Annotated in this window: 13 protein-coding genes; 1 reads left to right on the top strand and 12 read right to left on the bottom strand. The window is 30.6% G+C overall.

What is annotated here, in order from left to right; genetic code table 11:
- Positions 1-82: 82 nt before the first annotated feature.
- The 8 genes from OC535_RS02740 to OC535_RS02705 all read right to left on the bottom strand — a co-directional run bounded on the left by OC535_RS02740 (position 83) and on the right by OC535_RS02705 (position 9,934).
- Positions 83-889, bottom strand: coding sequence for a Cof-type HAD-IIB family hydrolase (locus OC535_RS02740; protein ID WP_227053579.1), 807 nt, complete (start codon positions 887-889; stop codon positions 83-85).
- A gap of 72 nt (positions 890-961) precedes the next feature.
- Positions 962-1,471, bottom strand: a complete 510-nt coding sequence (locus OC535_RS02735) for a hypothetical protein (RefSeq protein ID WP_024722106.1) — start codon at positions 1,469-1,471, stop codon at positions 962-964.
- Between the two features lie 691 nt (positions 1,472-2,162).
- The gene (locus OC535_RS02730; RefSeq protein WP_498823095.1) at positions 2,163-4,106 is read right to left on the bottom strand and encodes an oxidoreductase; all 1,944 of its coding nucleotides are present in this window, start codon (positions 4,104-4,106) and stop codon (positions 2,163-2,165) included.
- A 3-nt stretch (positions 4,107-4,109) separates the two neighbouring features.
- The gene (locus OC535_RS02725) at positions 4,110-5,135 is read right to left on the bottom strand and encodes a Gfo/Idh/MocA family protein (RefSeq protein ID WP_498823094.1); all 1,026 of its coding nucleotides are present in this window, start codon (positions 5,133-5,135) and stop codon (positions 4,110-4,112) included.
- 386 nt (positions 5,136-5,521) lie between these two features.
- Complete coding sequence (locus tag OC535_RS02720; RefSeq protein WP_498823093.1) at positions 5,522-6,544, bottom strand: alcohol dehydrogenase catalytic domain-containing protein; 1,023 nt, start codon at positions 6,542-6,544, stop codon at positions 5,522-5,524.
- Positions 6,545-6,656: 112 nt separating this feature from the next.
- Positions 6,657-7,670 carry a LacI family DNA-binding transcriptional regulator gene (locus OC535_RS02715; protein WP_498823092.1) on the bottom strand — a complete coding sequence of 338 codons (1,014 nt, stop codon included), beginning with the start codon at positions 7,668-7,670 and terminating at the stop codon, positions 6,657-6,659.
- Positions 7,671-7,909: 239 nt separating this feature from the next.
- Positions 7,910-9,565 (bottom strand): DAK2 domain-containing protein, encoded by a 1,656-nt coding sequence (locus tag OC535_RS02710; RefSeq protein WP_024720864.1) that lies wholly within the window; start codon positions 9,563-9,565, stop codon positions 7,910-7,912.
- Positions 9,566-9,577: 12 nt separating this feature from the next.
- Positions 9,578-9,934: an Asp23/Gls24 family envelope stress response protein gene (locus OC535_RS02705; protein ID WP_027090235.1), complete on the bottom strand. Its 357-nt coding sequence runs from the start codon at positions 9,932-9,934 to the stop codon at positions 9,578-9,580.
- A gap of 224 nt (positions 9,935-10,158) precedes the next feature.
- Between OC535_RS02705 and rpmB the strand changes: the two genes are divergently transcribed.
- Complete coding sequence (gene rpmB / locus OC535_RS02700) at positions 10,159-10,344, top strand: 50S ribosomal protein L28 (RefSeq protein WP_024720865.1); 186 nt, start codon at positions 10,159-10,161, stop codon at positions 10,342-10,344.
- A 157-nt stretch (positions 10,345-10,501) separates the two neighbouring features.
- Here the strand turns inward: rpmB and OC535_RS02695 are convergent, their stop codons facing one another.
- The 4 genes from OC535_RS02695 to dnaJ form a co-directional block, all read right to left on the bottom strand.
- Positions 10,502-12,010: a response regulator transcription factor gene (locus OC535_RS02695; RefSeq protein ID WP_498823091.1), complete on the bottom strand. Its 1,509-nt coding sequence runs from the start codon at positions 12,008-12,010 to the stop codon at positions 10,502-10,504.
- Positions 11,982-13,460 carry a sensor histidine kinase gene (locus OC535_RS02690; protein WP_024720867.1) on the bottom strand — a complete coding sequence of 493 codons (1,479 nt, stop codon included), beginning with the start codon at positions 13,458-13,460 and terminating at the stop codon, positions 11,982-11,984. Before OC535_RS02690 ends, OC535_RS02695 begins: the two co-directional genes overlap by 29 nt.
- Entirely contained in the window at positions 13,457-14,395 is a 939-nt protein-coding gene (locus tag OC535_RS02685) for a substrate-binding domain-containing protein (protein WP_498823090.1), read from the bottom strand. The genes OC535_RS02690 and OC535_RS02685 overlap by 4 nt, the downstream gene beginning before the upstream one ends.
- Positions 14,396-14,489: 94 nt before the next feature.
- On the bottom strand, positions 14,490-15,608 hold the full coding sequence (gene dnaJ, locus OC535_RS02680; RefSeq protein WP_024720869.1) for a molecular chaperone DnaJ: 1,119 nt from the start codon (positions 15,606-15,608) through the stop codon (positions 14,490-14,492).
- Positions 15,609-15,663: the final 55 nt, after the last annotated feature.

The raw sequence follows: 15,663 nt of genomic DNA, 5'->3' as shown, positions 1-15,663 counted from the left end.
ATAAGTTCATTAATGATCTTTGACAATTGATTCATAAGAATTGAATTTTAAATAATTAACGACAAAAGATCAACCAGTACTATTAAATCATTTCTAATTTCTTTAAACTATGATAGATACCATCTCGATCAGGATCAATAAAAGTATCAACCGCAACATCTAATAATTCTTGTGGTGCCTTTTCATATACGATTGGTCTTGCTACAACTTTCATAATTTCTAGATCATTAAGACTATCACCATATGCTATACTATCTTGAAAATCAATTCCCAAATATTTCATAATATATTTTGCTCCATCTCCTTTATTCCATTTCTTTTGAATAATATCAACTGCAAAGCCATATCGCACAATTTTAAAATCATCATTTAAATACTTTATTAACATATCATACTGTATTTCATCAAGAATGATCGCGCTTAATTTTGAAACTGGATTATCAAAATCAAAGTACTGAATATCTTTATATTTTACCTGATTAAATTTATTAATAACAACATTCTTATCTTGTCCACTTTTTATTTGTCTATCAATAGTCTTATTGATCAAATCAAATCCCGTATAATAATAATCTTTACATTCTAAACCATAAGGAATCTCATATTTATATAAAACTTTTAAAGCATTTTTTAAAACTTTTAAATCTAGCGGATGCTCATAAATACACTGTCCTTGATAATAAATCGTTCCACCAGCACTAGCAATAACTCCATCAAATCCAATATCTAATATTTCGTTTTCAATATACGATAACGGTCTCCCTGTTGCTAAAAAAACAAGATAGTTATTTTTCTTCAACTGTTTAATCGCCTGCTTATTTTTTTCTGTCACAGTAAAAGAATGACCAATCAATGTGCCATCAATATCAAAAAATATAATTTTTTTCATTTCTGTTTTACCTCAATTTTATAATATAAAATACTACTATTTGTTCTTTTTACTGATTATAAGATTTATTTATTATTCTTGAATACGAATAGAAGGAACTTTTTTCTTAAAAAAATTTTTTAAATCATATTGCTTAGCAACATCTCTATTAAAAATAATATATTGTTTAGCTTTAGAAACTACTAAAACATAATTAGTCGTTTCTAGATATTGACAAAAGCAATTATAGTTAATTTCTACATGGGCATCCGTATTAGTATTTATTATCACCATATCTTGATCATTAAACTTATAATGATAAATGATTTCATCAGTAGAATTTGTTTCTTGAAATCGTTCATAAATAATATGTAAAAAGTTTTTCTTTTGTTTAAATAAGATAAATTGTAATATGATGATACCAGCTATAGCAATAACAATTAAAGCTATTCTAGTAACTAAATTACTTTGATAACATAAATATAATACATATATCAATAAAAAAATCGAAAAACCATGAACAATATAAATATTTCGTTTCGGAAACATTGCATCCGCAATTTCTTTTGACTCACCTATTTTATATATACTCATTATTTCCATCATTTTTTCTCCTCGTATAATTACCAATGATTATTTTGTACAACCTACAACTAATTTCTCAATGCATACTAAAAATAAAATTTTTAGCTATCACAATCAAACCATATTTTCATTCATCTGAATGTTTTATAATTATAACACTAAACTATTTTTTGTACCATTAATTATCGTATTAGATTTTAAATCATAAACATATCCATTTTCAAAAATTTATGTCATTATCATTTTTAAATTACGCTCAAGAACATAATGATATATCAAAAATATAAATAAAACTATCACTAACATCCCTAAACATAACATATATCTGATATAGACAAAAAATTCTATTCTATCAATAAAGCACACTACCTATGCAACAAATCATACATACTTTCCTTGTTGTTTTAATCACTGTACAACTCGCTTGTATTTTTAAACTATGATAATCTTTTTGGATATTCCAATTAAAAAACACTTTATCTTCATCGTAACGACAATTAAAATAAACTATTATAACGAAGAAATAATAAAGTTACATTTAATTCACGTTTACTAAAACTTAATTTTAATCAACTATCTTGTCACAACATTTATATCACCACTATTTCTATAATTTATTATCAAAATAAAAAAAGACTACTGATATAACCTACAGTAATCTTTGTATACTTTCTCAGCAGTCTCATTTTTCAACCTTGTCATTTATATCTTAATCTTGTATAGATTCATCAGAAATTTGGAAAACAGCTTCCCAAGCTTCATGTGTACATGCATAAATGCTTCTTGCCTTTTTGGCATCACCAATAATCCATTTATTTACATCAATTTTATCATAAATTTCTTTTTGTTTCATATCAGATGTCAACCCAACAGCCAAAACAATACTTTGAGCATCAATAACAATTTCTTTTCCATCTTGTTCACAAATCACTTGGTCTGGTTGGATTTGTTTAACTGTTGTTTGACACATTGCAGTAATATTATCTTTATTGAGTCTTGCTATCATCGTTTCATGAGCATTACCATCCATTTCTCCACCTAAATCTGCAAGCATTTCAACAACAGTAACATCACAATTCTTTTCTTCAACTAAAGTCATTGCCGTTTCGACCCCAACAAGTCCACCACCAATCACAACAACCTTATGATGAACATTTTCTGGTTTTAATAATGCTTCATCTGCATAAATAGCATATTCAACACCAGGAATTGGCGGAACTGTATATCGAGATCCTGTAGCAATGATCAATGCATCAGGATTTAAATCTTGAATTGCCTTTTCACTTGTATCGGCATTTAAAATAACAGATGTTGTTCCTTTGTAGACTTGTCTAATCATCCAGTCCATAGCATCTCTTGTTTTATCTTTGAATGGTGGAGCAACAGCTTCAATGAGATGCCCTCCTAAATGATCCTCTTTTTCCAGCAAAACTACATGATGTCCCATTAACGATGCAACACGTGCTGCTTCTAAACCAGCACATCCACCACCAACGATGACAATCTTTTTAGGATGTTGTACTTTATATAATGCGTATTTTCTTTCTTGACCTGCAGCCGGATTCAACTCGCAACGTATAGGGTATCCTTTAGCAAAACCAGAAAAACATCCTTCATTAGCACGGCAACATGGTCGTATATCCGCAACTCTTCCTTCTTTTACCTTATTACCAATATTAGGTTCACAAATCAAAGCACGTCCAAATGCAACTAAGTCGGCTTTACCCTCATTTAAAACTTGTTCAGCTAAATCAACATCCAAAGATCCAACTGCAATAACGGGAATTTGAACATGTTTTTTCATTTCTTCTGCCAGATAAACAATTTTTCCTTTATCATCATATGTTGAACTTGTTTGACAGTATGCTCCAGTTTCATAGTTCCCCGCTGAACAATTAACATAATCGATCATTTCTTCAAGTTCATGTGCTAAACGACATGTTTCATCAGGTTGTAAACCTTTTTCTCCCAGCCATTCATCAACACTTAAGCGTAAACCAATAATAAAATGTTGACCAACTGCTTCTCTTGTTTGATGAACAATTTCTTTAATCATTCTTGCGCGATTTTCATAATTTCCCCCATACTCATCAGTACGATGATTTGCATATGGTGATAAAAATTCACATAATAAATAACCATGCGCACCATGAATTTCTACACCATCAAATCCCGCTTTTTGAGCACGAATAGCAGCTTGAACAAAATCATTTTGAATACGATGAATTTCATCGATCGTTAGTTCTCTTGGCATACGTTGAGTTACTTGGCAAGGTATAGGACTTGGAGCAACACATTCTAATCCCGTAGCAGCAGGATTAGCTTGTCTTCCACCATGAGATAATTGAATAATTGCTATACAATCATATTCTTTGATTGCTTCAGCCAATTCTGCTTTACGCCATATTTGATGATCACTGTATAAACCAGATGATGCAACAGATGAACGTGATTCAAGATTATCAATAAAAGTATTTTCAACGATAATCATTCCTGTGCCACCTTGTGCTCTTTTAGCATAATAATCAATCATTTCTTGTGTTGGTGAACCATCAATAGTATTTAAACGACATTCCATTGGTGGCATAACAATACGATTTTTTAAAACTTTATCTCTTATTTTTAATGGTGATATTAAATTTTTATAATCCATCTTTTAATTCTCCTCCCTATCATTATAAATATCAGGTTTTTCAATCATATTAACCTTTTCAGGCTGACCAGTTTGCCGTGATTTTATCAGCGCATCTGCTGCTACACAAGCTGCATAACCATCCCATGTACTTGGACCAGTTAGTTTTTCTTCTAAAACAGCTAAGGCCCATTCTTTTAACTCAATATCATACGCTTCTATGAAACGATAAATCCAACTTTTCTCGAGGTTATGAGCAAATCCACGAGTAGAACGTTTGGTAACAAAAGCAGGATCTGGCAAATTCAATGTGCCATCTTCACCAACGATTTGACATTGAATATCATAGGCATAAGCACCATCACTTTGAACTTCTACATCAATTCGTTGACCATCTTTAGTTGTTAACATGACTAATTGGGGATTTAACCAATCTCCCATTGTACGACGACTTTGTTTCACTTTTAAAACTTGTACTTCTTCATATTCTTGATTTAATAACCACCTACAAATATCAATTTCATGAATAGCTACACGTGTAATAGCATAATCTGTCTGAAAACCAGGTGCTTCTGACATAACTCTATGAGCGCAGTGGACCATCAATGCTTCACCGATTTCGCCTTCATCAAACGCCTTTTTCATTTCGCGATATCCTTTATCAAAACGACGCATGAATCCAACCTGTACTAAACGTTTACCCCATTTTTGTTCTGCTTTCATCATATCTTCACATTCTTGTTGAGTTAAAGCTAATGGCTTTTCACAGAAAACATATTTCCCTACTTTTAAACATTCCATTACAAATTGAGCATGAGTATCATCAGTAGATGTAATCACAACTGCATCAACATCATCACTATTAATTAATTCAAAACTATCTGTATATGCTTTTGCTCCATATTCTTTTGCTATTTCTTTAGCAACATCTTCAAAATAATCACTTACAGCAGTAACCTTTGTTTCAGGAACAACTTCTGTTAAACGCTTAATATGTTCCTTACCAATGGCACCACATCCAACAACACCAACATTTAAAGATTTTTTCATACCATTTATACCTCTTTCATTTTATATTTTTGTACAACCAATCAAAATACATCAAATAGTAACTAAACAACCCCAATCTCAGTAAGAATAATTACAAACATACTAATGAAACAACGATACACATTTGTGATAAAGTAAATCCTACTGTAACACCATTTAATAAATTAGAATAGATCTAGGTAACATTAAAATTGACCAAATAAATCCATGATATGTTTAAAAGTTACTGCATTCAATTTCTATGCTAATAGCATCATCAAATCCTGATGCATAAAAATATGCAGTAGATTCAATAACACTACCTAAAATACCGCCGTTGAACAATAAAGAAAACAGCACGTACCAAAAACAATCTCAATTATTATTAAATTGATTTTTCTTCCTGATTATTTATTAGGATATAGAACAACTTCTAAGGCTTCTCCTTTACGCATAGCATCAAGTCCTACCCCAAACTCATCCAAAGTTAAACGATGAGTAATCATATTTCTAAAATCTACAAGACCACTACTTAATAATTGAATTGTTGGTTCAAATGTAAAATGACCAATATAACTTCCTAAAATAGAAATATTTCTTGTTGCAATATCACTTTGACAAATTGTTTGTCTTGCATTTCCATTTAATCCAAATAATAAAATTGTTCCTGATGCTCTTACACAAGCTAAAGCATCATTCAATAATGTCCCAACTGTATCGATCACAATATCAGCACCATAACCATTTGTTTCTTTTTTTATAATTTGAGCAAGATTTTCTTTGGCTGGGTTAATAACTCTTGTTGCTTTCATATCAGTTGCATACTTTGAACGATATTCAGATACTTCTGAAACAAAAACTTTTCCAGCTCCTTTTAATTGCAATAATTTTAAATAATAAAGTCCAATAGGCCCTCCTCCCAAAACAACAGCGGTTTGTCCTGGCATCATAGTTCCTAACTTTTGAATCCCTCCCATACAGCAATTTACTGGTTCTGCAAAAACAGCTAAGTCATCAGGTAATGTTGCAGGTACTTTTGTTGCTGCACTATCAGGTACGACAACATACTGTGCAAAAACACCGTCACTATCGACACCTTTAGCATTCATGTTTAAACATGTATTATAGTGACCTGTTTGACATTCTTCGCAATATCCACATGAAATATTATTGTCAATCACAATACGATCACCTGGTTTATAACCTTTCACGTCATTTCCGACTTCTTCAATCGTACCAACCATTTCATGTCCAAGAATGATTCCCTTTTTAGCATTCACTCCCGGTGGTGTTGATAAAATGTGCACATCCGTTCCACAAATAGAACATGCATCAACCCTCACTAATAAATCAGTTGCTTTTTTCACTTTTGGCATCAAAACATCTTTGACAGCAAATTTTCCAATATCTTCAAAAACAATCGCTTTCATAATCTTTCCTCTTTAATATATACTTGTGCATAATTTAACGTGCACGTGCACTCCTTAAAATATATTATACTCCTATTTTTTTTAATCTCAATAAAAAAAGAGCTTTTCTGCTCTAAATATTATATTTATTATAAATAGATATTGGTAAATACACATTCCCCTTAGGTAAAGATGTACTATGTATAAAATATTCACATATATAAGATATCGTTTGTTTCCCTTGTAAATATGCACTTTGATCTACAATGTATGAAATCTTACCTGCTTTAATATATTCTTCATTTTCTGGCAACAAATCAAATCCAAATACTAATGGTCTTTTGGGCAGATCTAAATCATCTAAAACTTGACAAATAATATGTGTTCCATATCCAATCGCCACAACCATCTCATATGAATATGTCATTAATTCATGTTTGACCATATCATAAACTCTATCCGGCTCATCTTGAGTGTAAAGAACTTTTGTATAATCAATCAACTCATCTTCATTAACTATTTCTAAAAAACCTTTGATTCTTTCGTTTTCTAATCTATTTTCTTCATGGCCACCTATCAATAAAATATGTGTCTGATCATGTCTTATATCTCTAACAAGTCCCGCCATACATTGACCACCCTGAAAATTATCAATACCAACATACCCATATCTCGATGAATCAAACAAATCAATATTCATTGTTAAAAAAGGTGTTCCATTCATAATAATTTCATTAACTTTATTAATAATATTTTGGGTATTATGACCAATGACTGCAAAAGCATCAACTTTTTCTTCAAGCTCATTCAAAGCATCAATGTATTCATTCTCATCAAGGCCTTCCAAATGTCTTATCATTAATTCGATTGAATAATCTTGATATTGAGCAATAGCATCTTCTACACCTTTTTTAATAATATCAAAGAAAGGATTATATTTTTGTATCAATATCACACCTATTTTATAAGGCTTTTTTTGAGAAAGAGCTCTTCCAAGAGCATTTGGCTGATAGTCATATTTTTCAATAATATCTTCTATTTTCTTTTTTGTTTCTTTAGAAACAGCTCCTCTATTATGTATAACTCGATCTACAGTTCCTCTAGAAACATTTGCCATTTTTGCGATTTGAGAAATCGTCAACTTCATATCTTCACTTCCTCACTTCTATAAACTCTTATAAATATAGCATATAATATTATGAAAAAAAATGAAAGTCAATTTCATCATATTTCAAGCAGCTCTAATTTTCAATAATATGAGCTCTTCTAATATCATAACCCCTATAATAACGCAAAAATTTTTAACAAATCAAAAAAATCTTCAAATATATTTTTACAGACAAAAAACGAAGAATCAAGAATATCTCTTTATCTTCGTTTTGTGATTTATTCAACCCCAATAATAAATGAATAAACCGGTTGTTTTCCATTTATCACTTCTAATTCCACTTCAAAATTATCCTCTATAAAACTTTCGATTTCTTCGATATCTTCATCATTAACATCTTCACCATATATTAAAGTAACTAATTCTGAATCATCATCAATCAAACTTTCTAGTACAACTTTTAAAGCTTTCAATTTATTATCTTTGCAAGCTACAATATCCTTTTCAACCAAAGCCATATAATCATTAGCTTTAATTTCAACACCATCAATTACAGTATCTTTGATTGCAAATGTAACTTGTCCAGTTTTTACATTTTTGATTGCTTCATTCATTTCAGCAACGTTATCATCTAAAGCAGCATCTGGATTAAACATTATACATGCTGATAATCCCTGTGGTATCGTTTTAGTTGGGATAACAATTACATTTACTTCATCTTCAAGAATTGTAGCAGTCTGTTGCGCTGTCATAACAATATTAGAATTATTTGGTAGGATGATTACATTTTTAGCATTTAAATTTTTGATTGCCTGAACCATATCTTCTGCCGATGGATTCATAGTTTGACCACCGCTAACAACATAATCACAGTGCAATTCTAAAAATGCATCCTTCAATCCATCACCTGCACATACAGATATGATTGCAGTTTCCTTAGCTTCTTGAACTGGTTTAGTATTATCATCAACACCCACGATTGACTTTGTATTATTTTGAATCGTATCAGCTTGTTCCTGCATATTTTCTATCTTTAGCTTTACAAATTCACCAAATCTTTGAGCAATATTTAAAGCGTTTCCTGGCTTTAAAGTGTGTACATGGACCTTAACTATGTCCTCATCCTGCACAACTACAATACTTTCCCCAGGAATTCTAGCTAACTCTTTTTTTAATTGATCTTCTTTAAACTTATTAACTAATGAAGGTTCTAAACGAAGAATAAATTCTGTACAATATCCATATCCTTCTTCTCCACCTTCAACTTCAGCAACAGCATCCATTGCTGAAGAAGATGATTTGATTTCTACATAATCAACTCTTTCACCAGCAAGAGCTGCCATAAAACCAGTAAATACCAATAATAAACCAGCTCCACCGCTATCTACTACTCCAACTTCCTTCAACACCGGCAACAATTCTGGTGTTTTTTCAAGTGAGATTTCTGCTTCTTTTACAAAATAAGAAAAAACGTCCTCAATTTCCATTCCTTCTTTTGCATATTTAACAACGGCATCACCCGCTTCACGAATCACTGTTAAAATAGTCCCTTCAACTGGACGCATAACTGCCTTATAAGCAACTTTAGCTCCATTTTCCAAGGCCTGTGCCCAAAGAACTGCATCTGCTTCTTCATGCCCTTGTAAAGCCATTGCAACTCCTCTAAAGATTTGTGACAAAATAACTCCTGAATTACCTCTAGCTCCCATTAGAAGCCCTTTAGATAACTTTTTAGATATTTCTCCAATATTGTTAGAATCTAGATTTTCAATTTCTTTAGCACCTGCTAAAAATGTCAAAGACATATTTGTTCCAGTATCACCATCAGGTACCGGAAAGACATTTAACGCATCAATTTCAGGATGATTATTATGCAAAGTATTAGCTCCACACAACACCATCTCTTTAAATAATTTACCAGATAATATTTTCATTTTCTATCTCCTCTACTCTATTCCACGTACACCTTGAACATATACATTAACAGCTTCAACATTAACATCTAAAGTAGATTCAACAACATATTTTACTTTCTTTTGCACTTCATGCAAAACTTCGGTCATCTTGATTCCGTATCCTAACAATACATAAAGATCTAAAATAAGTCCTGTCTCACCATCACGAGCGACTATACCTTTAGAATAATTTTCTTTACGCAAAAGATCATAATAGCCATCTTTTAACTTTTTCTTACTGGCCATCCCTACAACCCCGTAACATTCGATTGCTGCCCCACCAGCGATTGTAGCAACAACATCCAGTGATATATTGACAGTTCCCATATTATTATTTTTTTCAATCATTTATATACCTCCTTGTATCTATCTTGTCGATACTCATCAATAACTAATTATATCTTAAAAAGCAGTTCTTGACAATTACTAACACTAGAATTTATTTTAACAGAACTCATTTTTATTGCAAGAAAAAAATATTGATTTTTTTTAAAAAATAATTGATTTTCTCATCAAATAATGATAGAATATCTAAGTACGTTAAAACACTACTAATGAAGAGGAGGAGAACCATGTCAAGAAAATGTCAAATAAGTGGTAGAGGACCTATGTCTGGAAATACACGTTCTCACGCATTAAACTCAAGTAGAAGAAAATGGAATGTTAATTTACAAAAAGCTACTATTTTAGTAGATGGTAAACCTACAACAGTAAGAATTTCTGCTAGAGAATTAAGAACTTTGAGAAAATCAGCTTAATAATATAAATAGTACTACTATCAGTACTATTTTTATTTTATCCAATTATAATTATTCTATGATATAAATTAATAACAAAAAGTGTCAAAACATAAGTTTTCATTTATTCCAATCATCAAATAAAAACTATAATTTTAAACACTTTTTTACTATATAACTAATCAAACTTCGATTTATATTCTTTTGGTGTTAACCCTGTAACCTTTTTAAATACTTTAGAAAAATAATTATGACTTCTAAACCCCAATTCAACTGCTATTTCTTTAATTTGATAGTTTCCTTTCAACATTTCTTTAGCTTTTTCAATTCGATATTCAGTAACTAAATCTGTGAAATTTTTAGATGTATGAGTACTTAGTAGATTACTGATATAAAATGGTGTCACACCTAAATACGATGCAACATTATTTAAAGTAATGTTCTTTTTATAATTAAGCGATATATAAGCCAAAGCCTTCTTTACTAAAACATTAGATGATTTTTTATCACATTTATTAATAGATTTAACTAAATTATCTAAAAAAACATTTATCTTCTCCAGTAGATCACGATGAGGATTATCACTATCCAATTCTATTACATATTCCCGATCATAAAAATCAATTTTAGATTTGAATTCCTGGTTAAATAAAGTAATTAATGTCTTATTAAAATCTTGAATAATTTTTAATAACGAAACTTTATCTATATATATAATTTCCAAATAAAACAAATTAATTCTTCGTTGCATATTTAATGTATCAAACTTTAAAAAATCTTTTATTAAATTTTGACATAATTTTTCTACATCATATGAATACCCTGTCGATAAACTATTTTTAGAATCACTTTCTTTTAACTCAATTATAGAACCAATATTTTTTATTGCTGACACATAAGATTCATAAAAATTTTCATAATTAACACAAATATCCCCAACCCCCATTTGATCCAAACCATAAAAATACTTCTTTATTAAAGCCTCAAATATTTGAATATCCTGATTTGACAATCTCGCAAGACTAAAAACAAATAAAACATGCACTTCATAATAACTATCTTTCATACAGCGACAGCCAAGATCTTCTATCTCAGCAATAAACGAATGAATTTGATAAGGCTGAAAACTATTTTTTTGAAAAACTATACAAAATCCTGATTTAGGAACAATATTTAAAAGCGAAAAATATTTTCTTATTTCATCAGGTTTAGAATTTTGAACAATACTATGAATACAATCACTTTCAATGATCGGTCTAAGTTCCTCCATCTTTAAGACTAATTGTGTAGCTTGATTTTTCTCGTTTTTCTTCTTATCGATCTTATTAATTATCTGATAAATAATATTACACATATTTTCAATCGATACAGGTTTTAAAATAAAATCCTCTACATCCAGCTTGATTGCTTCTTGAGCATATTCAAAATAATTATAGGAGGTGATCACTAAGCTCACGATATCCTTATTTATTTTTTTAGCAAATCCAATCGTTTCTAAACCATTGATTCCAGGCAAATTAATATCGCTAACTATGATATCAATATCTACATCTTTTAATATTTCCAAAGCTTCCATTCCATTAGAGGCGTTATATACAATCAAAGATTGTGAAAAATGTTCTTTTAATAGTGATACAAACGCTTTACGCTCTATTTCTTCATCTTCGACAACTAATATCCGATACATAAATTTCCTCCACTTTAATTTCAATAATTACTTCAAAACCACAACCAGGATAACTATTAAATGATATTTGTGCTGTATTTCCATAAAACATTTTAATGCGCTGGATCACATTATACAAACCAAGGTTGTTTTTATTTTTGTCATGAAAATCATTTAAAATTCCTTTTTCTAAAATTTCTGTTTCTAACCCTATCCCATTGTCACTAACACTAATAACTATATGATCATCAATGTGCTGAACATTAATTAAAACTTCCCCATCTTTAATTACATCCTTTAACCCATGCTTTACTGAATTTTCTACTAATGGCTGAATCAACATACCAGGAACTTGAATATTAGGCAAATTATCTTCAACGTTCAAAACAAACTTGATTCTTTGATGAAATCTTCTTTCTTGAATATAAATATAATTTTCAATTGATTCAATCTCACTATATAAATCACTTGTTCTATTTGCTTTATCTAAAGCATATCGTAGTAACATTGATGTTTTATTGACCATCGCACTTGTATCCATCGCTTTTTCTTTATAAGCAGTTTTATAAATCATATTTAAAGTGTTAAATAAAAAGTGGGGATTAATTTGATTTTGAAGCAATTTTAATTCACTTAAAGCTAATAATTCATCTTTTTTTAAATTCTCATTTTCCTTTTCTAATAATTGATGCTTTAATGCAGCTTTTTCTTTTTCGTTTTGAATATTTCTTTGCACATGCTGTGCCATATCCTCTAAAGCAAAGCACAATCCTTCCATTTCCATCGAAGTATTAGAAATACTTGAAAGATCATACTCACCCCTTTTTATTAATTTAATATTATTCAATATTTGATATAAAGGCTGTGTAAAAGAACGTACTGTAATAACCGAAAACAAAATAAGCCAAATTATCCCTGCTACCATAATAATTGCTATTACAATAAAAAGCAGATTTTCATAATTATGAATTTCTTCTCTTTGACTCTTGATTCCGTCAGTTAAATACTCATAATAAGTTGTACTTGTTTTTTCAATCAAAGAAAATTGATTCAGTAGTTCATTATATTTTACCTGATAATCTAATCCACCAACATCTTTAGCTTCCTTTGCAGCATCCTGATAACTTTCAAGCATATTACTAAGTAAATCAAAGCGCCAGCGATATTCATCATCAATATTATCTTTAACATTTTTCAGTTTATCCTGAGCTATCGAAATACAACGATTATATGTATCAATATCTTCTAAATTTTCCGTATATAAATAACTTTTAAAACTAAAATTAGCCTGTGCTACATAATCATAAAACTCATTTATATCATCATATAAAGAAATTGCATTATTATATTTTATTGTTGTATTTTGCGATAAAATATAATTTATCACCATAAAAACTGTCATTATACAAACCAAACTAAAATTCAGTTTTATAATGCTATGTTTAAAACTTATCTTTGATTTATCCTTCATTTTAATTCCTCTTGATAATCATCTACATTTTCTTTAGTTACCAGCACTAATTTCACACTATTAACTTTTTGCGTTAACTCTTTTCCATTAACCAAATAATCATATAACCAATTTACTCCTTCATAACCATAATTATAAAATGATGTAGCTACACTGCCATCTATTTGTTTATCTTTAATTAATTTAATTGTTTCTGGCATATCATCCACACCATAGATAAGCATCGCATCTCGAATTTCTAACTCTTTAGCCGCTTCGTTACAAGAAATAGCCGATTCACCAGCAAAATTAATAGCGACATTGATCGTTGTTGAAGATAAAGTATTCAACCATTCCTTTTTAGCTCGTACTGAATCCGATTTTGATTCACTAACAGTTTTAATCACAAAACCCCCTTCATGTTTCGCAAAAACATTTTCTACTTCTTTAATTTGTTCACTAGCTATGTCAAAATCATTTTCTGCCACTTGTATTCCAATTTCCAAAAAGACATCTTTGCCTAATTTTTTTTCTATATCAGATAAAAAAAGTTCTGCCTGTTCATTAAAATTCTTTCCCAAATACGCAAAACGTTCACAATCTTTAATATCTGAATCAACCAATAAAATAGGAATTCCTTTTTCTTTAGCTCTATCTATAATATCCTTATTAATTACCCCTTGAGTAATTATTGCATCGGCTTTTTGAGCAATTGCTGTTTCGATCACTTCTTCCATCTTAGCTGTATCAATCGCTGTTGGACCCAGCCAATCACCATGAATTTTTTTCTCACTGCAGGCTTTATCGAAACCCTCTTTTGCTTTTAACCAGATTTCATGTTCTTTTAACGGTGTTGCAAATACAAAATAAAGTGATTTTTCTGTTTTTATTTTAGTTTTTTCACCGCATCCTGTAATAAATAAACTAATTAATAATATATATATAATTTTTTTCATATCCCTACATCCCTTCAATAATAATTATACATTAATTTATGATTAAAAGGATAAAAAAAGAGTCGAAACTTTAGACAAAGTCTCGACTCACATCCTATTTTTTAAATTGACGTTTAAAAGCATCAAAAATAGATTCTTTTTTTCTCGATAATTTAGAAAGTTTAGTATATAATTCACGCTCTTCAAATGATAATTTAGTTGGAATCTTAACTTCTATTCTAACCATTTCATCACCATAAGTTGAACCTCTTAAATCTTTAACACCTTTACCTTTTAACCGTAATACCGTTCCTGATTGAGTTCCTGCAGGAATCTTAACTGTAACATCACCCTGAACAGTTGGAACTTCAACTTCACACCCTAAAGTAGCATCGACATTAGATACCGGAATCGTAATGTGGATATTCCGTCCTTCTCTTTGGAAATGTTCATGTGGTCTTACTTGGATTTCTACAAATAAATCACCGTTTGGTCCACCATTGCTGCCACGGCCACCTTTCCCAGCTACTCGTAACTGTTGATTAGAATTGATACCAGCTGGTATATCTAATTCAACTGTAACTGTTTTAGTTTCATATCCTCTACCATGACAATGTGGACATTTATTACGAACTACTTTACCACTTCCGTTACAATCAGGACACGTTGTTTCTGTGACAAAAGTCCCAAATGGTGAATTTTGCTGCTGTTGGATCGTTCCTCGTCCACCGCATCGTGAACAGGTTTGAACATCATTAGGATTTTTAGCTCCTGTTCCATTACAATGACCACATGCAGCATCGTAAGTAACTTTAATATCTTTTTTTACACCATTTACCGCTTCCATAAAATCGATATTCAAGCGCATTAAACGATCTTCACCACGTCTTGGTCCATTATTTCTTTGGCGACTTCTACCTCCCCCAAAGAAAGAACCAAATATATCTCCTAAATCAACATCTTCGAAGCCAAAGCCACCGAAACCGCCTCCGCCATTTCCAGCTCCTTGTTCAAAAGCAGCATGACCAAAGCGATCATATGTGGCTTTTTTATTAGCATCGGATAAAACTTCATAAGCTTCTTGGACTTCTTTAAATTTTTCTTCTGCTCCTGGCTCTTTATTGATATCAGGATGATATTGTTTTGCTTTTTTACGATAAGCTCTTTTAATCTCATCGGCTGAAGCCTGTTTTGATACCCCTAAGACTTCATAATAATCTCTTTTATCAGCCATCTTTCCACCCTCTTTACATTATTTAAAACCAAGGCAAAGCCTTGGCTTTAATAAA

The sequence above is a fragment of the Clostridium sp. Marseille-Q5894 genome (assembly GCF_946902305.1).
GTDB lineage: Bacteria > Bacillota_I > Bacilli_A > Erysipelotrichales > Coprobacillaceae > Thomasclavelia.
Note: the sequence above shows the minus strand (reverse complement) of the source record. Positions and strands in the feature narration are given on the sequence as shown.